Below are 20,794 nucleotides of genomic sequence, written 5' to 3'. Positions count from 1 at the left end.
AGCGGGTTTTGGGCGATTATCGAACCAAGATTGGCTTGGATTATGTGTTGGCAATACTGACCCCATCGCGAGCAGGCTCGCTCCCACAGTAAACCGAGTTCCTTCCGAACGAATGCAATCCATTGTGGGAGCGAGCCTGCTCGCGATGGGGCCATAACAGACACCACAACTTTTCCAGCAGCCAACAAAAAGCCCACCAAACGGTGGGCTTCGTGTTTACAGCCGTTGGATCAGAACAACTTCAGCTTCGGCGCTTCTTCTTTCAGCGGCTCGACTTTCGCAGTCTGCTCGTTCCAGCCACCGCCCAGTGCCTTGTACAGATTCACGGCGCTGGTCAGTTGCGCCAGGCGGTCGGTGATCAGCGCCTGTTGGGCACTGAACAGCTGACGCTGGGCATCGAGGAAGGTCAGGTTGCTGTCGACGCCGATGCGATAACGACGCTCGGCCAGACGGTAGTAGTCCTGGTTGGCGGTGACGAAATCACGCTGGGCCTGCAACTGCTCGGTGTAAGTCTGGCGGGCGGCCAGGCCGTCGGCGACTTCCTGGAAGGCCGTCTGAATGGACTTCTCGTAGTTCGCCACGCCGATGTCTTTCTGGATTTTCGAGTAATCCAGGCTGGCGCGCAGGCTGCCGGCGTTGAAGATCGGCAGGTTGATTTGCGGCTGGAACAACCACGTGCCCGAACCACCCTTGAACAGACCGGACAGGTCCGGGCTCAACGTACCGGCATTGGCGGTGAGGCTGATGCTCGGGAAGAACGCTGCGCGCGCCGCGCCGATGTTGGCGTTGGCTGCTTTCAGGTTGTATTCGGCTTGCAGAATGTCCGGACGACGTTGCAGCAGGTCCGACGGCAGGCCGGGCGGTACGTCGCTCAGCAAATCGTCAGACAGCGGCCTGGCTTCTCGAAGATTGGCCGGGATGCCAGTGCCGAGCAGCAGCACCAGGCTGTTTTCATCCTGGGCGACCTGACGGGTGTAACGGGCCAGTTGCGCACGGGCGTTTTCTACAGAGGTGCGCGACTGCGCCAGGTCCAGTGCCGAGGCTACGCCCACTTCGTTGCTGCGTGCGGTGAGCTTGTAGCTCTCCTCGAACGCAGCGAGGGTGTCCTGAGTCAGCTTGCGCAGCTCTTTGTCGGCCTGCCAGGTCAGGTAGGCATTCGCCACGCTGGCCACCAGGCTGATTTGTGTGCTGCGACGGCCTTCTTCGGTGGCGAAGTACTTCTGCAGGGCTTCTTCGTTCAGGCTGCGAACCCGACCAAACAGGTCGAGTTCATAGGCGCTGATGCCGACGGTGGCCGAGTAGGAACTGGTGATGCCTGCCTGACCGCTCTGTGAAGCGTCAGCCGGAACCCGCTGACGGCTGCCGGTACCGTTGGCCGAAACCGCCGGGAACAGGTCGGCGCGCGAGATGCGGTATTGCGCAGCGAACGCGTCGATGTTCAGCGCCGCGACACGCAGGTCTCGGTTGTTTTCCAGGGACAGCTGGATCAGCTGCTGCAGCGCCGGGTCATGGAAAAACTGCTTCCAGCCTTGTTCAGCGGCGGCCTGGTTCGGCGCCTGGGCCGGCGAATACGCCGGGCCTTGCGGGTACTGGGCGGCCACCGGTGCTTCAGGCTGCTGATAATCGGGTATCAGCGAGCAGCCGCTCAGCACGAAGGCCGCGACTGCGATGGAGAGTAGCGACTTGCTCATTAGCCAGCCTCTTTAGAAGGTTCAATAGCGTCGTCCTGATCGGCGATTTTTCGCTGACCCATGGCCGACACGGTGACGAAGAACAACGGGACCCAGAAGATCGCCAATACGGTGGCGGTGATCATACCGCCAATTACCACGGTACCGATGGCGTGTTGGCTGCCCGAGCCGGCGCCGCTGGAAATGGCCAGCGGCACTACGCCGAGAATGAACGCCAGGGAGGTCATGATGATCGGGCGCAAACGCATGCGGCAAGCCTCGATGGCTGCCTCCTGCAAGCTCTTGCCCTGTTCATGCAGATCCTTGGCGAACTCGACGATCAGAATGGCGTTTTTCGCCGCCAGACCGATGGTGGTCAACAGACCCACGAGGAAGTACACGTCGTTGGACAGACCCCGCAGGCTGGTGGCCATCAACGCACCGATAATCCCCAGTGGCACCACGAGCACGACGGCAATCGGAATCGACCAGCTTTCGTACAGCGCCGCCAGGCACAGGAACACCATCAGAATCGACAGCGCGAACAGCGCCGGCGCCTGGGAGCCCGCCAGTCGTTCTTCATACGACAGACCGGTCCAGGAAATACCGACACCGGCCGGCAGTTTCAGAGCAAGCGCCTCGACTTCGGCCATGGCTTCACCGGTGGAATAACCCGGGGCAGGGGAGCCGAGGATTTCCATCGCTTCTACGCCGTTGTAACGGGCCAGTTTTGGCGAACCGTAAATCCACTCACCCTTGGCAAACGCGGTGAAGGGAACCATGGTCCCGGTGCTGTTGCGCACGTACCACTTCTTCAGGTCTTCAGGGCTCATGCGCGCGCCGGGCTGGCCTTGCACGTAAACCTTCTTCACACGACCACGGTCGATGAAGTCGTTCACATAGCTACTGCCCAAGGCAATCGACAGGGTGTTGTTGATGTCGGCGATGGTAACGCCCAGCGCACTGGCCTTCTCGTCGTCGATTTCCAACTGGAATTGCGGTTCGTCGTTCAGACCGTTCGGGCGCACTTGCGCCAGCACTTTGCTCTGCGCCGCCATGCCGAGGAACTGGTTACGGGCAGCCATCAGCTTTTCGTGACCGATACCGGCGCGGTCTTGCAGGAACACGTCGAAACCGGTGGCGTTACCCAGCTCCAGCACCGCTGGCGGTGCGAACGCGAACACCATGGCGTCACGGAAGGTGAAGAAGTGCTGTTGGGCACGGGCCGCGACCTTGAACACGTTGTTGTCGGCGTTACGTTCGTGCCACGGCCTCATCATGATGAACGCCATACCCGAACTCTGGCCACGGCCGGCGAAGTTGAAGCCGGTCACGGTAAACACCGAGTTCACCGCATCGCCTTCACCGCCATCCTTGCTTGGACGCAGCAGGAATTCACGCATCTCGTCCACGACGACCTGAGTGCGCTGGGCAGTCGAGCCGGCCGGGGTTTGTACTTGAGCAAACAGTACGCCCTGGTCTTCCTCCGGGAGGAACGAGGAAGGAATACGCATGAACAACCAGATCATGCCGATGACGATGATCACGTAGGCCAGCAGGTACGGTGCCTTGTTGCGCAGAATGTTGCCGACACCACGCTCGTAGCTTTTCACGCTACGGTCGAAGTTGCGGTTGAACCAGCCGAAGAAGCCGCGTTTCGGCACGCCGTGCTCGCCCTTGGGAATGGCTTTGAGCATGGTGGCGCAGAGCGCCGGGGTGAAGATCAGCGCGACCAGTACCGACAGGGCCATGGCCGAGACGATGGTGATCGAGAACTGCTTGTAGATCACACCCGTGGAACCGCCGAAGAACGCCATCGGCAACAGTACCGCCGAGAGCACCAGGGCAATACCGACCAGTGCACCCTGGATCTGCCCCATGGATTTCTTGGTGGCTTCCTTGGGTGACAGGCCTTCTTCGCTCATGACCCGTTCGACGTTTTCCACCACGACGATGGCATCGTCCACCAGCAGGCCGATGGCCAACACCATACCGAACATGGTCAGGGTGTTGATGCTGAAACCGAACGCCGCGAGGATGCCGAACGTACCCAGCAATACCACCGGCACAGTCATCGTGGTGATGACGGTGGCGCGGAAGTTTTGCAGGAACAGGAACATCACCAGGAACACCAGCACGATCGCTTCGACCAGGGTTTCAACCACACCCTTGATCGACTCGGTCACCACTGGCGTGGTGTCGTACGGGAACACCACTTCCATCCCCTGCGGGAAGAACGGCTTGAGGCTGTCGATGGTCTTGCGCAGGGCTTTCGCGGTGTCGAGGGCGTTGGCACCGTTGGCCAGCTTCACTGCCAGGCCGGAAGCCGGGGCGCCGTTGAACTGGGCGTTGATGCTGTAGTTCTCGCCACCCAGACCGACGTCGGCGACATCTTTCAAGCGAACCTGGGAGCCGTCCTTGTTGACCTTGAGCAGGATTCTGTTGAATTGCTCAGCGGTCTGCAGGCGGGTCTTGCCAATGATCGTCGCGTTCAACTGAGTGCCGGGCAGGGCCGGCAGGCCGCCGAGCTGGCCGGACGATACCTGGACGTTTTGCGCGGCGATGGCGGTTTTGACGTCGATCGGGGTCAGGTTGAAGTTGTTCAACTTGGCCGGGTCGAGCCAGATACGCATGGCGTACTGGGAACCGAACACCTGGAAGTCGCCCACGCCGGCTGTCCGCGAGATCGGATCCTGCATGTTGGACACGATGTAGTTGGACAGGTCGTCCTTGGTCATGCTGCCGTCACGCGAGACCACGCCGATCACCAGCAGGAAGTTCTTCACGGCCTTGGTCACGCGGATACCTTGCTGCTGTACTTCTTGCGGCAGCAGCGGGGTGGCCAGGTTCAGTTTGTTCTGGACCTGAACCTGCGCGGTATCGGAGTTGGTGCCTTGCTCGAAGGTCGCGGTGATCGTCATGGTGCCGTCGGAGTTACTTTCCGAGGACACATAACGCAGGTTGTCGATACCGTTGAGCTGCTGCTCGATCACCTGAACCACGGTGTCTTGCACGGTTTGCGCGGAAGCGCCCGGGTAGGCCACGGAAATGGCGATCGCCGGAGGCGCAATGCTCGGGTACTGGTTGATCGGCAACTTGAGGATCGATAGAGCCCCGACCAGCATGATCACCAGGGCAATTACCCAGGCGAAAATCGGACGGTCGATAAAAAATTTCGACATGGTTTACTCCCCTTTGCCGCTGGAAGCCTTGTTAGCTGCCTGTGCGGGGGCCGGGTTCTTTGCGCCAACGTTAGTCGCCTCAGTGGCCTTGACTTCAATGCCAGGTTTGACGAATTGCAGCCCTTCGGTGATCAGGCGATCGCCGGCTTTCAGGCCGTCCTCGATCAGCCACTGGCTGCCGACAGTGCGGCTGGCCTTGAGCTGACGCAGCTCGACCTTGTTGTCCGCACCGACGACCAGCGCGGTCGGGGAGCCTTTGAGGTCGCGGGTCACGCCTTGTTGCGGCGCCAGGATGGCAGCTGCATTCACGCCGGCCTGAAGCTGGGCGTGAACGAACATGCCGGGCAAAAGGGTGTGATCAGGGTTCGGGAACACCGCACGCAGGGTGACGGAACCGGTGGTCTGGTCAACCGAGACTTCGGAGAATTCGAGCTTGCCGTCGAGCTTGTACTGGCTGCCGTCTTCGAGGGTCAGCTTGACCGCCGCCGAGTTGTCGCCGGCCTTTTGCAGACGACCGCTTTCCAGTTCGCGGCGCAGTTCAAGCAGCTCTACCGAGGACTGGGTGACATCGACGTAGATCGGGTCGAGTTGCTGGATCACCGCCATGGCGTCCGCCTGGCCACTGGTGACCAGTGCGCCTTCGGTCACGCTGGAACGACCGATGCGACCGGACAGTGGCGCGTACACCTTGGTGTAGCGCACATTGATCTGGGCGCTTTGCAGGGCGGCTTCCGATTGCAGGCGGTTGGCCTGTGCGGTGTCGTATTCCTGACGGCTCACAGCCTGTTCGTTGACCAATTGCTTGTAGCGATCGGAGATCGACTTGGTCTGTTGCAGGTTGGCTTCGGCGCTTTTCAGCGTGGCTTCATAAACCGCTGGATCGATCTGATACAGCTGTTGGCCGGCCTTGACGTCGCCGCCTTCCTTGAACAGACGTTTGAGAATGATGCCGTTGACCTGCGGGCGAACTTCCGCGATGCGGTAGGCGCTGGTGCGACCCGGCAGCTCGGACGTCAGGGTGAAGGCTTGAGGTTGCAGGGTGACGACGCCGACCTGAGGCGGTGGAGCGGCCGGTGCCGCTTCTTCCTTTTTGCATCCGCTGAGCAGCGATGCCAAGGCGACGGCAGTGACCAGAGCGGTAACAGCTGGCTTGAATTGCATGAAAATCCTCGGGTCAGGCGCGCAAAAAAACGCACAAGAAAAGATGGAAGGTTAAAAATTGGGTACCGGGTGGATAAGTAGCATGCTAAGGAATATACTTACATTCACGGTTGTTTGTAAATACCTTGGCTGTGTACCCTCGCTGTTACAGAGGCCGTCGCAAGGTTGGAATTGTAGGCCCGGGGACGAGTCCCAAGAGCGCTCGCCCCACTTTTATTCAGCTGATATTCAGACATCGCTGAAGCATCCTGATTGAGGTTGTACTGCCATGGTCCGTCGCACCAAAGAGGAAGCTCAAGAAACCCGCAGCCAGATACTCGAGGCGGCCGAAAAAGCCTTTTTCGAGCGGGGCGTGGCCCGCACGACGCTGGCGGACATCGCAACCCTGGCCGGCGTCACCCGTGGCGCCATCTACTGGCATTTCAGCAACAAGGCCGATCTGGTGCAGGCCATGCTCGACAGCTTGCATGAGCCCCTTGATGAGCTGGCCAAAGCCGCGGAGAGTGAAGACGAGCTCGATCCGCTGGGCTGCATGCGCCGGTTGCTGATTCATTTGTTTCATGAAGTTGCGCTGGACCCCAAGACCCGGCGCATCAACGAGATTCTGTTTCATAAGTGCGAATTCACCGATGAAATGTGCGATCTGCGCCAGCAGCGCCGAACGGCCAGCCTCGAATGCAACACGCGCATTGGCCTGACCTTGCGTAATGCCGTGAATCGCGGGCAGTTGCCGGAAAATCTCGACACCGCCCGTGCGGCCATCAGCATTCATGCCTATATAGATGGCCTGTTGTACCAATGGTTGCTCGCGCCGGACAGTTTCCAGCTGCATACCGAGGCCGAGCGTTGGGTCGATACCGGGCTGGACATGCTGCGTTTCAGTCCCAGCCTGCGAAAATGAAACAACATGCGTAATCGGCTTCGCGTGTGTCAACCGTTGAAGCCGTAGATGAACCGTTCTTCACGCGCTCTGCGGCAGTGGGGTGCTTTTATATACGCCCGTTCGCTTGGTTGACAGGTCGCACGCTCAGTATTTTGTAGGGATTTTGTGTCGAGGCTGTGAGAAAGGGTAAGTGCCAGACGTTGAATAGATCCTGTCATGATCCCTGTAGGAGCGAGGCTTGCCCGCGAAAGCTGTGAGCTATAACGCGTAAAACCAGATGCCCTGCGGCGCCCTCGGCTTTATCGCGAGCAGGCTCGCTCCTACAGAAGCTGAGTCAGACTCACAGCAAATAAAAAGCCCCGGCTCTTTCGAGTCGGGGCTTTTTGCGTTTCAGCGGGTGACGATTACAGCGTCGGGTAGTCGATGTAGCCGACCGGGCCTTTGCCGTAGAACAACTCCGGACGCGCTTCGTTCAGCGGCGCATCGGCTTTCAAGCGTGCCGGCAAATCCGGGTTGGCAATGAACGGCACACCGAAGGCGACCGCGTCAGCCTTGCCGCTGGCCAGCCAGGCGTTGGCGCTGTCCTTGGTGAAGCGTTCGTTGACGATGTACGGACCGCCGAAGGCTTCCTTGATTTGCGGGCCGAGGCTGTCGGTGCCTTCTTTTTCGCGGGAGCAGATGAACGCGATGCCACGTTTGCCCAGTTCGCGAGCGACGTAGGTGAAGGTTTCGGCGAGGTTGTCGTCACCCATGTCATGGGAGTCGGCACGCGGTGCCAGGTGCACACCGACGCGGCCGGCGCCCCAGACTTCGATGGCGGCATCGGTCACTTCCAGCAGCAGGCGTGCACGGTTTTCCACGGAGCCGCCGTATTGGTCGGTGCGCTGGTTGGTGCTGCTTTGCAGGAACTGGTCGAGCAGGTAACCGTTGGCGCCGTGGATTTCCACGCCGTCAAAACCGGCGGCCTTGGCGTTTTCGGCACCGATGCGGTAAGCGTCGACGATGTCGGCGATTTCAGCGGTTTCCAGAGCGCGCGGCGTCGGGTAATCGGCCAGTGGGCGAACCAGGCTGACATGGCCTTTGGGCTGGATGGCGCTCGGTGCGACCGGTTTTTCGCCGTTCAGGTACGACTCGTGGGAAACCCGGCCGACGTGCCACAGTTGCAGGAAGATCTTGCCGCCCGCGCCGTGGATCGCCTTGGTGACGTTGGTCCAGCCGCGCACTTGATCGTTGGACCAGATGCCCGGGGTGTCCGGGTAGCCAACGCCCATCGGCGTGACCGAGGTGGCTTCGCTGAGTATCAGGCCGGCCGAGGCGCGTTGAACGTAGTACTCGGCCATCAGCGCGTTCGGCACACGACCTTCGTCGGCGCGGCAGCGGGTCAGCGGAGCCATGATGATGCGGTTGGCCAACTCGAGGTCGCCCAGTTTGATCGGATCGAAAATAGTCGTCATGAAATGCACCCTCGTGAGGTATCAGTGAGTCAGTTGGTAGCAGGGGCCAGTTCGGGATTACCGCTCTGACGGAAAGTAATCAGGGTCACCAGCAGGGCGAGTACCGCCAGTGCGGCGGCCGCCAGTGGCACGCTGGTCAGGCCGTAGCCGTGGGCGATGACGCTGCCGCCGACCCAGGCACCGAGTGCGTTGCCGACGTTGAAGGCGCCGATGTTCAGGGTCGAGACCAGGTTCGGTGCAGCCTTGCCGTAGGTCACCACGTTCACTTGCAGGGCGGGCACGGCGGCAAAGCACGCGGTGGCCCAGAGGAACAGGGTGATTTCAGTCGGGATCAGCGCGACGCTGGTCCAGGTCAGTACGGTGGACACCACGGCCATGCTGATGAACACCCCGACCAGCGTGGCCGCCAGGCCTTTGTCGGCCAGTTTGCCGCCGATGATGTTGCCGACCGTCAGGCCCAGGCCGATGAGCATCAGCGTCCAGGTCACGCCGCGTGGCGAGACGCCGGTCACCTCGCCCAGCAGCGGGGCGACGTAGGTGAACAAGGTGAACACCGACGCGGCGAACAGCGCGGTCATGCTCAACGACAGCCAGATGCCGGCGCCTTTGAGGGCACGCAGTTCGGCGCGCATGTCGAGTTTCTCTTCATCGCGCTTGGCCGGCAGGAAACGGATCAGGCCGATCAAGGCGATTACGCCGATAACGGTCACCGCCCAGAACGTCGAGCGCCAGCCCGCTTGTTGACCCAGCGCTGTGCCCAGCGGCACGCCGAGGACGTTGGCCAGGGTCAGGCCGGTGAACATCAGGGCCACGGCCGAAGCGCGTTTGTTGGCTGGCACCAGGCCCGCAGCCACTACCGAACCGATACCGAAGAACGCACCGTGGCAGAGGGCAGTCACCACTCGGGCGAACATCAGCACGTTGTAGTCACTGGCCACTGCGCAGAGCAGATTGCCGATGATGAATATCCCCATCAACGCCACCAGTGCGGCCTTGCGCGGCAGCCTGGCGGTGGCCAGTGCCATGAACGGCGCACCGATGGCCACGCCCAGGGCGTAACCGGTCACCAGCCAGCCGGCGCCGGGGATCGACACACCGAGGTCAGCCGCCACATCGGGCAGCAGGCCCATGATGACGAACTCGGTGGTGCCGATGGCGAAGGCGCTCAAGGCCAGGATGAGGAGCGAGAGGGGCATTGTTGATTCCTTGTCAGCTTAAGGGTCAGAGCTCTTTACTGAAGGTTTTGAGGAATTCCTGGATGGTTTCCTCGTTGCGTTTGAAAAAGTGCCATTGGCCGACTTTGCGGCTGCTGATCAGGCCGGCGCGTTGCAGGGTCGCCAGGTGTGCGGACACCGTGGACTGCGACAAACCGCACCGTTGATCGATCTGCCCGGCGCAGACGCCGTGCTCGTTGCTGTGGGTCTGGTCGGGAAATTCGACGTCCGGGTCTTTGAGCCAGTGCAGGATTTCTCGCCGTACTGGGTGTGCCAGGGCTTTTATTATTTCGTCGAGGTCGAGGTTCATGGCTTGGGGCTCGTGATGAGTAAAACGCTATATCGCGATGAGGCGAACTTTAAATCGGTATTTCGCGATATACCAATATGATTTTGATCTGATGACCGCATAAATCGGTATATCGGGTTATAACGATATGAATGCCGCAGTGTTAAGCTGGGCGGCATGAACTATCTCGCACATCTTCACCTCGGTGGCCAGCGTCCCGGTCAATTGCTCGGCAGTCTGTATGGCGATTTCGTCAAAGGACGGCTGCAAGGGCAGTTCGACCCGGAGATCGAGGCGGCTATCCAGTTGCATCGCAGCATCGACGTGTTTACCGACCGCCATCCGATGGTGGACGTGGCGTTGTCGCGGTTTTCCCTGACCCGCCGGCGCTACGCCGGGATCGTGCTCGATGTGTTTTTTGACCATTGCCTGGCGCGGGACTGGACGCTGTATGCCGACCGGCCGCTGGCGCTGTTCACCGGCGACGTGTATCGGGTGCTGTCCAATGAGCCGCAATTACCGGAACGCCTGGCGAGGATTGCGCCGCACATGGTGGCGAATGACTGGTTGGGCTCTTACCGGGAATTCGACGTGTTGGAGCAGGTGCTGCGGGGGATTTCGCGGCGGCTGACCAGGCCTGAAGAACTGGCGGCGGCGATGCAGGAGTTGCGGGTGTTGTATGAGCCGTTGAGCGAGGACTTTCGGTTGTTCTATCCACAGCTTCAGGATTTCGCCCGGAACCGCTGACACAAAACCTGTAGGAGCGAGGCTTGCCCGCGAAGAACGATAACGCGGTATATCAGTTACACCGCAGCGTTCCCTTCGCGGGCAAGCCTCGCTCCTACAGAAAGGCAGTGTTACGCGGCGATGAGTTCGCCGGGGCGCCGTGGCTCTGCCGGTTTCGCCACTTCGCCAAACAACACCTTCTGCACCGCCTGCTGCGCTTCGAACGCCAGCGCCGCGCGTTCCCGGCCTTCGCAGGCAATCGGCTTGAGCAGATGAATCTCCACATCGCCCCGGTCATTGGCAAACAAGCGCATCAGGTGCGAGAGCAAGTCATCATCGCCAATGAACGGCGCCAGCGAATCGATTTCACCCTCGCGCAAGTAACGAATCGCCAACGGTTGCAGCTTCGCTTGTGAATCAATCGCCGCCGACAGCAAGCGACCATGGAAGGTGCGCAACGAACGGCCATCGGTGGTGGTGCCTTCCGGGAACATCAGCAGCGGATGCGCTTGCTCCAGGTGGCGCGTCATCTGTTTGCGGATCAACTGACTGTCACCCGAACCACGGCGGATAAACAGACTGCCGGCCTTGGCCGCCAACCAACCTGCTACCGGCCAGGTGCGCACTTCGGCCTTGGACAGGAATGACATCGGCGTGAGCATGCCCAGCAGCGGAATGTCCGTCCAGGACACGTGGTTGCTGACCCAGAGCATCGGCTCCTTCGGCAATTCTCCGTGCACGGTCACGCGAAAGGGCAGGGCATTCGCCAGGCGTGCCATGAAAAATCGCGACCAGCGCTGACGGCGGACCATCGAATGGGCGATGCCCAAGCGCTCGAACAAACCGAAGACACTGGCCATGCTCAACCCCAATGCCACCACGACCAACACTCGCGCAATCCGCGCGTACACCCGCAAGCGGCTCATCACACAGCCGCCTTGAAGTGTTTGGCGTAGCGCGGGCAGAGTTCGTCGCGTTTGAGCAGGATGAACACGTCGGCGACCTGGAAGTCTTCGTCCCAGCACGGCTCGCCGCAAATCTTCGCACCGAGGCGCATGTAGGCCTTGAGCAGCGGCGGCATTTCGGCGATGACGTTGGAGGGGATGTCCAGAACCGGCAACGGTTTTTTCGGTTCGGCGCGCAGGTTCTCGGTGCACAGGTAACGTTCGCGCAGACGCTGCATGATCGCGTGAGCCTGGATGCCGCCGTCTTGCATCGGGATGCTCGCGCAACCCATCAGATAGCTGTAGCCGCCCTGGTTCAGGACTTCGGCCAGTTCACCCCAGAGCACGGCGATGGTGCCGCCGTTGCGGTAGGCCGGGTCGACACAGGTACGGCCGATTTCGAGGATCGGGCCTTTGAGTTGGATCAGGCCGTGCAGGCTGAATTCTTCTTCGCTGTAAAACTTGCCCAGGCTGCTGGCGGCGGTGTGATCAAGCAAACGGGTGGTCGCCACCAGGCGCCCGGTGTTCAGGTCACGCACGCCGATGTGGGCGCAGTGAACATCATAATCATCCATGTCCAGACCCAGTTCCGCGCCTTTGAGCTTGGCGTTGAACTCGCCGCTGAACACGTTGAAGCGCAAAGCCTGGGCTTCCTGCAAGGCCTCGGCGCCCACCAGGCGTTCGGCTTGCAGGCGGCGTTCATTGCCGGTGTCGCTGATGCGGGCGATCTGAGTCATTGCGATTCTCCGTGCGGGCTGGTCACCCGTCTTGGGTTAGAGCCGATCGACTTTCTTTATGCGGCCGTGTTGTGCAAAGTCAGGCTATGTAGCCCCGGTGTCATCGCCATGAAGCTTTGGTGATGCTTATATGACAGCCCACAAGGAGCCTCTTATGCCCTGGCAAACCCTGTTGAAACGCCGCGATCGCTTGCCCGCCAATCCGGACCTCGGTGAAGGCTTCGCGACCTTGTTGCAGCAGTTGGGCACGGTCACGCCGTTTGAGTTGGCGGTGGGCGGTGGACGCCTGATGGCGACACCGGGGCTGGCGTTTCTGGTGGGCTATCAGGCGGCATTGCGCATGCTGTGGCCGAGCGCGCCGCCGAGTCTTGGCGCGTTGTGCGCGACCGAGCAACGCAGCCTGCGGGTGGCGGACATGCAGACGCGCCTGAGCGAACTGCGTCTGAGCGGACGCAAGGATTTCGTCACCGCCGGCGATGCGGCCGACTGGCTGCTGATCGCTGCGCGCAGTGAAGCGCCTGGCGAGTCGCCGCGCCTGAGCCTGGCGGTGGTTTATCCCGGTGAGCCGGGTGTGCGTCTGGAAAAACTCCCGCCGATCCCGCTGATGCCGGACATCAGTCATGGCCGGCTGTTTCTCGACCATGCCTTGTGTGAATTGCTGGCGGGGGATGGCTGGGATGCGTACGTCAAACCGTTCAGAACGCTGGAAGACGTCTATGTGTTGAGCGCGATGACAGCGTGGTTGTATGGCGTCGGCCAGGACAGCGACTGGCCGCAGGCCTTGCAGTTGCGTTTGCTGGCGCTGTTGGCCGGGTGTGCGGAAATGAGCCGGCAGGCGCCGAACAATCCGGCGGGGCATGTGTTGCTGGGCGGGTTGTTTGCGCAGTTCGACGGGTTGAAGGTTGAGGTGAACCAGGCATTGGCCGATGGTCCGCCGCAGTGGGCGGCGATGTGGCAGCGGGATCAGGCGGTGATGGATTTGGCGGCGGGGGCGCGGGGCAAGCGGTTGGCCAAGGCGTTGGCGGCGATCTGACGGGCCTCTTCGCGGGCAAGCCTCGCTCCTACAGGAGAGCGCATACCTCTGTAGGAGCGAGCGGTGCGGCGATCCGACTTGCCCGCGAAGGCGTCTTCATTGACGACACAAATTTCAGATCTGTCATAAACCTCAACTAGGCTCAGCAATCAAATCCGCCGAGCCCCCACCATGTTCAAAGGCGTGTCCCTGTTTTTCATGCTGCTGCTCAGCCTCTCGACCCAGGCCGAAACCTGGCCCGCCGAGCAATGGTCGACTGGCCCGACCCCGAGCGGCCCGGCGCTGCAAGCCCTGGAAACCTACGCCTTCCCACCCCGAGATGACATCAGCCGAAAGGGCATCCGCACCGACGCCTTGCTGGTGATCCGCGACGGTCAGTTGATCTACGAACGCTACGCCGGCCCGACCAGCGCCGACACGCCGCACCTGACCTGGTCGATCAGCAAGAGCCTCATGGCCACGGTGCTCGGCGTCGCCTATGGCGAAGGCCTGTTCAAATTGCAGGACCCGGTGCTGAAGTTCTATCCAGCGCTGAAAAAACACCCGGCGATCACCCTGGCCGATCTGCTGCACTGGGCCTCGGGCCTGGACTGGCAGGAAGACTATGAATACGCACCGTTGAAGTCCTCGGTGGTGGCGATGCTCTACACCCGCGGCCATCACGACATGGCCGCCTTCACCACTGATCACGCCGAGTACGCCAAACCCGGCCAGGCTTTTCGCTATTCCAGCGGCGACAGCAATCTGTTGTCTGCGGCGCTGAAAAACATCGTCGGCCCGGCGCGTTATCCCGACTATCCATGGACCGCGCTGTTCGAGCCGCTGGGGATTCGTCACGCGGTGTGGGAAACCGACGGCACGGGCACTTTCGTCGCCTCGTCCTATGCCTACCTCACCGCCCGTGACCTGGCGCGAGTCGGCCTGTTGATGGCGCGTGACGGCCGTTGGGGGGACCGGCAATTGCTGCCCAAAGACTGGGTCACCTTCAATCGTGAGCCCTTCGCCCACTATCAAGCGAATCAGGACGACGCAGTGCCGGGCGGTCAGTGGTGGCTCAATCGAGCCGTGGATGGCGCAGCACAACCCTGGCCCGATGCACCTCCCGATACCTTCGCCGCACTTGGCCATTGGGGCCAGGCGATGTATGTGATCCCCAGCGAAAAACTGGTGATCGTGCGCTACGGCGACGACCGCGACGGTAGCTACAGCCACAACGCATTGCTCAACCTTGCGCGCAAGGCATTCGCCGGGAAGGTGCAGCCATGAGCCGTCGCCCGTTTGTCCGCCGCCGACCGTTCAGCTCACTGTTGTTGATCCTGCTGATCGCCTTGCTTGGCTGGATCTGGCACGAGCGGGTGGCGCTTTGGGCCTTCCCGGACATCATCAGCGCCTACACCGCCAAGGAATACTGCTCGTGCCGATACGTGATGAACAACGACGCCGAGTATTGCCGTGGCTATGTGAAGCAGTGGCTGCCCTTCAGCGGTTTTACCGATGACACCGCCGGCAAACGCGTGACGGTCAGCGGCATGGGGCGCAGCAACAGCGCGCAATGGATCGGCGAACACCAAGGCTGCCGCCTGCAACCCTGACAGGTCGTTTTTGTAGGAGCCGGCTTGCCGGCGATGGCGATCTCAGGGACGCCATCGCCAGCAAGCCGGGCTCCTACAAGGGCTGCCGTCAATCTTCGCGGTTTGCAATGCGCTCGCGGACGGTTAAGGTTCGTTCAGGTTTATCTGCCCCACGAGTCTTTATGTTCAAGCGGTCCCTCACCAAAACCCTCGCCTTTGTGCTGCTGGCCAGCGCTACTTTGTCGGCTCAGGCCAATTGGTACCTGGACGGCGAATCCTCGCGGCTGTCATTTGTCAGCACCAAAAACGCCAATGTTTCCGAAGTGCAGCGCTTCCTGGTGCTGCATGGCAAGGTCAGTCCCAAAGGCCTGGCCGAGGTGGAAGTCGAGCTGGATTCGGTGAACAGCGGCATCCCCTTGCGTGACGAACGCATGCGCAAGGAGCTGTTCGAGATCCAGACCTTTCCCGAAGCGTTGATCACTGCGCAGATTGATTTGCGCCCGATCAACGACCTCGCCCCCGGTGCGCAACTCGAGCTGCGCTTGCCGGTCACCGTCAACCTTCATGGCAAAACCCGTGAGTACAACGCCGAGCTGTTGGCGACTCGCCTTGATGACCGGCGCTTTCAGGTGGTGACGCTTGAACCGCTGGTGATCAACGCCGAGGATTTTGATCTGGCGCCGGGGCTGGACAGCTTGCGCAAGGTCGCCGGGTTGTCGGCCATCAGTCTGTCGGTGCCGGTGGGTGCGGTGCTGATTTTCACGGCGCGCTGACATGGCCGGCGCGATTTTTCCCTGGCGTGAAGGCAACAGCTTCGAACTGCTGATCGACGGTCCGCAGTTCTTTCCGCGGATGCTGGTCGCGATTGCGCGCGCCGAGGAACAAGTCGAACTGGAGCTGTACCTGGTGGAGGCGGGCGCCTGCGCCGAGGCCATGGTTCAGGCACTGGTCCAGGCCGCCGAGCGCGGCGTGCGGGTGCGCTGCCTGTTCGATGATTACGGCAGCCTCGCGTTTACCCTGACCTTGCGTCAGCGGCTGATGGCGGCCGGCGTAGAGCTGCGCTTCTACAACCGCCTGAGCTGGCGGCGCTGGGTCGGCAATTTCTACCGCGATCATCGCAAGTTGTTGCTGGTCGATCAGAGCATGGCCGTGGTCGGCGGCACCGGTGTCACCGATGAGTTCTGGACGCCGGGCGAAGACGTCAGCGAATGGCATGAAGTGATGGTGGAAATCACCGGTCCTCTAGTCATCGACTGGCAGTTGTTGTTCGATCGCCAATGGATCGCCAACCGCCATCGCCGCGCGTGGAAACCTGCCTCGCATTTCGGTTTGCCGCGATTGCCCCGCGTGCCGCCAATGGGCGAGGGCATGGGCCGGGTCGCCTATGCCGACGCCCGCCAGCACCGCGACATCCTGCAATCGCTGGTTCGTGCGCTGAACAGCGGGCAAAAGCGAATCTGGCTGGCCACACCGTATTTCCTGCCGACCTGGAAAGTCCGCCGCTCGTTGCGCCGGGCGGCAGCTCGAGGCGTTGATGTGCGTCTGTTGTTGACCGGCCCGCGCACCGATCACCCGTCGGTGCGTTATGCCGGGCATCGTTACTACCCGCGATTGCTCAAGGCCGGGGTGCAGATCTTCGAATACCAGCCGTGTTTCCTGCACCTGAAAATGGTGCTGGTCGATGATTGGGTGAGCATTGGCTCGTGCAACTTCGATCACTGGAATTTGCGATTCAACCTGGAAGCCAACCTTGAGGCGCTGGACCCGGGGCTGACGCGTGCGGTGGCGGCGAGTTTCGAGCGGGACTTCGCATTGAGCCAGGAAGTCAGCCTGGAGGCCTGGCAACGCCGGCCGCTGTGGCGGCGGGTGAAGCAGAGGATCTGGGGATGGGTGGATCGGCTGGTGGTGAATCTGCTGGATCGTAGAGGCTGATCCCGCTCTTCTGAACACCAAAAACCACTGTGGGAGCGAGCCTGCTCGCGATGGCGGTGTGTCAGTCAACATCAAGGCTGAATGACACACCGCCATCGCGAGCAGGCTCGCTCCCACAGTTTTATTGCGGTGTTCCAGGGGTTACAGGAGTTCGAAGCTCTGCTGCGTCACGTCCTGGGAATCCAGGCCGATCTGCACGTTGAACTTGCCTGGCTCCGCTGCGTACTTCAACTGAGCGTTGAAGAACTTCAGGTCATCCTCGGTGATGGTGAAGTGCACGACTTTCTGTTCACCGGCCTTGAGCGTGATTTTCTGGAAGTTCTTCAGTTCCTTCAGTGGCCGGATCATCGAGCCGGTCACGTCCTGGATGTACAGCTGCACCACGGTTTCGCCGTCGCGCTTGCCGGTGTTTTTCACCATGACGCTGGCGTCGAGCTTGCCGGTCTTGTTCAGTGTGGTCGATGACAGGGCCATGCCGGTCAGGCTGAAATCGGTGTAGCTCAGACCGAAGCCGAACGGGAACAGGGGCCCGGTGGTGTCATCGAAATACTGCGAGGTGTAGTTGCCCGGTTTGCCCGGCGTGAACGGCCGGCCAATGCTCAGGTGGTTGTAGTAGGTCGGAATCTGGCCCACCGAACGCGGGAAGGTGATCGGCAGTTTGCCCGACGGGTTGTAGTCGCCGAACAGCACGTCGGCGATGGCGTTGCCGCCTTCGGTGCCGCTGAACCAGGTTTCCAGAATCGCGTCAGCCTGTTCCTTTTCCTGGAGAATCGACAGCGGACGTCCGTTCATCAAGACCAGCACCAGTGGTTTTCCGGTGGCCTTCAAGGCGCGAATCAGTTCACGCTGGTTTTCCGGAATATTCAGGTCGGTGCGGCTGGAGGATTCGTGGGACATGCCACGGGATTCGCCGACCGCCGCGACGATCACGTCCGCGTCCTTGGCGGCTTTCACCGCTTCGTCGATCAACACTTGCGCCGAACGCGGGTCATCGACCACTTCCGGTGCATCGAAGTTGAGGAAGTTCAGGTAGTCGAGGACCTTCTTGTCGCTGGTGATGTTGGCGCCACGGGCGTAGACCAGCGTCGCCTTGTCGGCCACGGCAGCGTTCATGCCGTCGAACAGTGTCACCGATTGCGCGGGGCGGCCGGCGGCGGCCCAGCTGCCCATCATGTCGATCGGTGCCTTGGCCAACGGGCCGGTCAGCATGATCTTCGCGGTTTTCTTCAACGGCAGGGTTTCGCCCTGGTTCTTCAGCAATACCAGGCTACGGCGCGCAACGTCGCGGGCCTCGGCGCGGTGCAGGCGGCTGTCGGCGTAGGTGTCGGCCGGATCATCTTCCGCCTTGCCGATGCGCAGGTACGGGTCCTTGAACAGGCCCATGTCGTATTTGGCGGCGAGCACTTCACGCACGGCGTTGTCGATGTCGCTTTGCTCGATCTCACCGGCCTTCAACAGCCCCGGCAGTTCTTTGCCGTACAGGGTGTCGTTCATGCTCATGTCGATGCCGGCCTTGATCGCCAGCTTCGCAGCTTCGCGACCGTCAGCGGCAACACCGTGCTTGATCAGCTCGAAAATCGCCCCGTGGTCGCTGACCGCCAGGCCTTTGAAGCCCCATTCCTTGCGCAACAGGTCGTTCATCAGCCAGGTGTTGGCGGTGGCCGGCACGCCGTTGATCGAGTTCAACGCAACCATGACGCCGCCGGCACCGGCGTCAATCGCCGCGCGGTACGGTGGCAGGTAGTCCTGGTACATCTTGACCGGGCTCATGTCGACGACGTTGTAGTCGCGACCACCCTCGACCGCGCCGTACAAGGCGAAGTGCTTGACGCTGGCCATGATGCTGTCGGCCGCGTTCGCGCCGGTGCCCTGGAAGGCCCGGACCATGACGCCGGCAATGCGCGACACCAGATAGGTGTCTTCGCCGAAGCCTTCGGAGGTGCGGCCCCAACGCGGGTCACGGGAGATGTCGACCATCGGCGCGAAGGTGATGTCGAGGCTGTCCGCTGCGGCTTCCTTGGCGGCGATGCGCCCGGACAGGCCGATGGCGTCCATGTCCCAGCTCGAAGCGAGGGCGATCGGGATCGGGAAAATCGTGCGGTGGCCGTGGATCACGTCGTAGGCGAAGAACATCGGGATCTTCAACCGGCTGCGCATCGCCGCGTCCTGCATCGGACGGTTTTCCGGGCGGGTGATCGAGTTGAACGTACCGCCGATGTTACCGGCGGCAATTTCCTTGCGGATCAGCTCCCGAGGCATTTCCGGGCCGATGCTGATCAGGCGCAACTGGCCGATTTTCTCATCGAGGGTCATCTGCTTCATCAGGTTGCTGATGAAAGCGTCCTTGTTTTCCAGAGGTGTGGGCGTCGTGGCGGCCAATACGTTATGACTGGCCAGGCTGACGAACAGGCCCAGCAAACACAGCTTCTTCATGAATGGTTTTCTCAAAAGCCCAAACGGCAGTGAATACGCGCCGGTCAGCCAAAATTTAGGGAGCGACTATTGTTGTTCAGGTAAATGCGGGCACACTTGCGCAGTGTTTTCGCGCAGGGGCATCTTTTAGCCCATTGGCTCGATGCAATCCAGTAGCGGCGGCAGATTATGCCCGAAGTGTCCGGTCAGGAGGTTGCTGGTTGTTTTTTCAACGGAATGTGCACGGGAGCGTCAACCAGATGAATGTACGACATCACACTCGGTCGAGCCTGCAGGTCGCAGCCTTGATGTTGCTGACCACGTTGCTGGCCGGTTGCGGCATCAACAATATTCCGACCCTCGACGAACAGGCCAAGGCCGCCTGGGGCCAGGTGCAGAACCAGTACCAGCGCCGCGCCGACCTGATCCCCAACCTGGTGGAAACCGTCAAGGGCTATGCGAAACACGAAGAGGAAACCCTGACTGCGGTGATCGAAGCCCGGGCCAAGGCGACGTCCATTCAGGTGGATGCCAGCACCCTCGACAACCCCGAGAAACTCAAGCAGTTCCAGCAGGCGCAGGATCAGTTGACCGGTGCCTTGAGCCGTTTGATGGTGGTGTCCGAGCGTTATCCGGACCTCAAGGCCAACCAGAATTTCCTGGCGTTGCAATCGCAACTGGAAGGCACCGAGAATCGCATCGCCGTGGCGCGTCGGGATTTCATTCTCGCGGTGCAGAACTACAACACCGAAATCCGCACTTTCCCGGGCCGCTTGTGGCACACCGTGATGTACAGCGACTTGCCGATCCGCGAAACCTTTGAAGCCACCACCCCCGGTGCCGAGAAAGCACCTGAAGTGAAGTTCTGACCGGCTTGAAGCATTACCACGGATGAGGTTGCCAATGCGCGTGTTGAATGTGGGCCTGGCGCTGTTGCTTTGGGTGTTTGCTGCCACGGCCCAGGCCGAGCTGAAGTTTCCGGAGCTGACCGGGCGGGTGGTGGACAACGCCGGGATGATCGAGCCGTCGGTGCGCGAGCAGCTGACGCAACAGCTCAATGCCCATGAAAAGGCCACCGGCGAGCAGTTGGTGGTGGTGACGTTGCCGGACTTGCAGGGCGCCGAGATTGCCGACTTCGGTTACCAACTCGGGCGCCATTGGGGCATCGGCCAGAAGGACAAGAACAATGGCGCGCTGCTGATCGTCGCCCGTGATGAGCGCAAGCTGCGGATCGAAGTCGGTTATGGCCTGGAAGATCGCCTGACCGATGCGCAGAGTTCGGTGATCATCCATCAGGTGATCACCCCGGCGTTCAAGGCCGGCAACTTCAGCAAGGGCATCAGCGACGGGGTCGCGGCGATGCTGGTGGTGTTGGGCGGCAGCCCGCTGGATGAGCCGTCGACTATTTATGAGTCGGGCGGCGATCAGGACAGTGATTTTGTTTCCCGGCACCCGGGGATTTTCGTGTTTCTGGTGGTGCTGTTCATCCTGACGATATTCGTCTTGCAGATGTTCGGGATTCTGCCGGCGGGTCGAGGCGGGTCGGGCGGTTCGAGTGGTGGTTTCGGCGGTGGAGGTTTTGGGGG

At 61.1% G+C, this 20,794-nt stretch carries 18 protein-coding genes; 9 read left to right on the top strand and 9 right to left on the bottom strand.

What is annotated here, in order from left to right; all coding sequences use genetic code 11:
• Positions 1–230: 230 nt before the first annotated feature.
• The 3 genes from emhC to emhA are packed head-to-tail and all read right to left on the bottom strand — an operon-like array spanning position 231 to position 6,013.
• On the bottom strand, positions 231–1,691 hold the full coding sequence (gene emhC, locus KGA82_RS14655; RefSeq protein ID WP_192228652.1) for an efflux RND transporter outer membrane subunit EmhC: 1,461 nt from the start codon (positions 1,689–1,691) through the stop codon (positions 231–233).
• Positions 1,691–4,852, bottom strand: a complete 3,162-nt coding sequence (gene emhB, locus KGA82_RS14650; protein ID WP_008039452.1) for an efflux RND transporter permease subunit EmhB — start codon at positions 4,850–4,852, stop codon at positions 1,691–1,693. Before emhB ends, emhC begins: the two co-directional genes overlap by 1 nt.
• A gap of 3 nt (positions 4,853–4,855) precedes the next feature.
• Positions 4,856–6,013 (bottom strand): efflux RND transporter periplasmic adaptor subunit EmhA, encoded by a 1,158-nt coding sequence (gene emhA, locus KGA82_RS14645; RefSeq protein ID WP_008025666.1) that lies wholly within the window; start codon positions 6,011–6,013, stop codon positions 4,856–4,858.
• Positions 6,014–6,281: 268 nt separating this feature from the next.
• On the opposite strand from emhA, the gene emhR reads away from it, so the two are divergent.
• A complete protein-coding gene (gene emhR, locus KGA82_RS14640; protein ID WP_008039456.1) occupies positions 6,282–6,914 on the top strand; it encodes an efflux system transcriptional repressor EmhR in 633 nt (210 codons plus the stop codon).
• Positions 6,915–7,300: 386 nt separating this feature from the next.
• Here the strand turns inward: emhR and KGA82_RS14635 are convergent, their stop codons facing one another.
• Genes KGA82_RS14635 through KGA82_RS14625 form a run of 3 tightly spaced genes read right to left on the bottom strand, consistent with a single transcriptional unit; the run spans position 7,301 to position 9,874 of the window.
• A complete protein-coding gene (locus tag KGA82_RS14635; RefSeq protein WP_223450947.1) occupies positions 7,301–8,350 on the bottom strand; it encodes an alkene reductase in 1,050 nt (349 codons plus the stop codon).
• A 29-nt stretch (positions 8,351–8,379) separates the two neighbouring features.
• Positions 8,380–9,546 carry an MFS transporter gene (locus KGA82_RS14630; RefSeq protein WP_192228657.1) on the bottom strand — a complete coding sequence of 389 codons (1,167 nt, stop codon included), beginning with the start codon at positions 9,544–9,546 and terminating at the stop codon, positions 8,380–8,382.
• 25 nt (positions 9,547–9,571) lie between these two features.
• Positions 9,572–9,874, bottom strand: a complete 303-nt coding sequence (locus KGA82_RS14625) for an ArsR/SmtB family transcription factor (RefSeq protein ID WP_008025677.1) — start codon at positions 9,872–9,874, stop codon at positions 9,572–9,574.
• A gap of 156 nt (positions 9,875–10,030) precedes the next feature.
• Here KGA82_RS14625 and KGA82_RS14620 point away from each other — a divergent pair, with 156 nt between their 5' ends.
• Entirely contained in the window at positions 10,031–10,600 is a 570-nt protein-coding gene (locus KGA82_RS14620; RefSeq protein WP_008039479.1) for an ACP phosphodiesterase, read from the top strand.
• Between the two features lie 110 nt (positions 10,601–10,710).
• Here KGA82_RS14620 and KGA82_RS14615 read toward each other — a convergent pair whose 3' ends face one another.
• Positions 10,711–11,505, bottom strand: coding sequence for a lysophospholipid acyltransferase family protein (locus KGA82_RS14615; RefSeq protein ID WP_223450946.1), 795 nt, complete (start codon positions 11,503–11,505; stop codon positions 10,711–10,713).
• Positions 11,505–12,260 carry an L-ornithine N(alpha)-acyltransferase gene (olsB, locus tag KGA82_RS14610; protein WP_008025682.1) on the bottom strand — a complete coding sequence of 252 codons (756 nt, stop codon included), beginning with the start codon at positions 12,258–12,260 and terminating at the stop codon, positions 11,505–11,507. The genes KGA82_RS14615 and olsB overlap by 1 nt, the downstream gene beginning before the upstream one ends.
• Positions 12,261–12,414: 154 nt before the next feature.
• On the opposite strand from olsB, the gene KGA82_RS14605 reads away from it, so the two are divergent.
• From KGA82_RS14605 to KGA82_RS14585, 5 genes are all read left to right on the top strand, one after another.
• Positions 12,415–13,293 (top strand): acyl-CoA dehydrogenase, encoded by an 879-nt coding sequence (locus KGA82_RS14605; protein WP_008039481.1) that lies wholly within the window; start codon positions 12,415–12,417, stop codon positions 13,291–13,293.
• 171 nt (positions 13,294–13,464) lie between these two features.
• Positions 13,465–14,559 carry a serine hydrolase domain-containing protein gene (locus KGA82_RS14600; RefSeq protein WP_223450945.1) on the top strand — a complete coding sequence of 365 codons (1,095 nt, stop codon included), beginning with the start codon at positions 13,465–13,467 and terminating at the stop codon, positions 14,557–14,559.
• Positions 14,556–14,885, top strand: coding sequence for an amidase (locus KGA82_RS14595; RefSeq protein ID WP_223450944.1), 330 nt, complete (start codon positions 14,556–14,558; stop codon positions 14,883–14,885). Before KGA82_RS14600 ends, KGA82_RS14595 begins: the two co-directional genes overlap by 4 nt.
• A gap of 161 nt (positions 14,886–15,046) precedes the next feature.
• Entirely contained in the window at positions 15,047–15,637 is a 591-nt protein-coding gene (locus KGA82_RS14590) for a YceI family protein (RefSeq protein ID WP_008039484.1), read from the top strand.
• A gap of 1 nt (position 15,638) precedes the next feature.
• Positions 15,639–16,796 carry a phospholipase D-like domain-containing protein gene (locus KGA82_RS14585; RefSeq protein WP_223450943.1) on the top strand — a complete coding sequence of 386 codons (1,158 nt, stop codon included), beginning with the start codon at positions 15,639–15,641 and terminating at the stop codon, positions 16,794–16,796.
• A gap of 141 nt (positions 16,797–16,937) precedes the next feature.
• On the opposite strand, the gene bglX is transcribed toward KGA82_RS14585, so the two are convergent.
• Positions 16,938–19,229, bottom strand: coding sequence for a beta-glucosidase BglX (gene bglX / locus KGA82_RS14580; RefSeq protein ID WP_223450942.1), 2,292 nt, complete (start codon positions 19,227–19,229; stop codon positions 16,938–16,940).
• A 239-nt stretch (positions 19,230–19,468) separates the two neighbouring features.
• On the opposite strand from bglX, the gene KGA82_RS14575 reads away from it, so the two are divergent.
• Together KGA82_RS14575 and KGA82_RS14570 are read left to right on the top strand one after the other, a co-directional pair.
• Positions 19,469–20,077 (top strand): LemA family protein, encoded by a 609-nt coding sequence (locus KGA82_RS14575; RefSeq protein ID WP_008025694.1) that lies wholly within the window; start codon positions 19,469–19,471, stop codon positions 20,075–20,077.
• A gap of 34 nt (positions 20,078–20,111) precedes the next feature.
• Positions 20,112–20,794: TPM domain-containing protein (locus KGA82_RS14570; RefSeq protein WP_223450941.1), on the top strand; the 683-nt coding region annotated here is incomplete at its 3' end.

Origin of the sequence: Pseudomonas sp. BF-RE-22 (assembly GCF_019956155.1) — a bacterium.
Classification (GTDB): domain Bacteria; phylum Pseudomonadota; class Gammaproteobacteria; order Pseudomonadales; family Pseudomonadaceae; genus Aquipseudomonas; species Aquipseudomonas migulae.
Note: the sequence above shows the minus strand (reverse complement) of the source record. Positions and strands in the feature narration are given on the sequence as shown.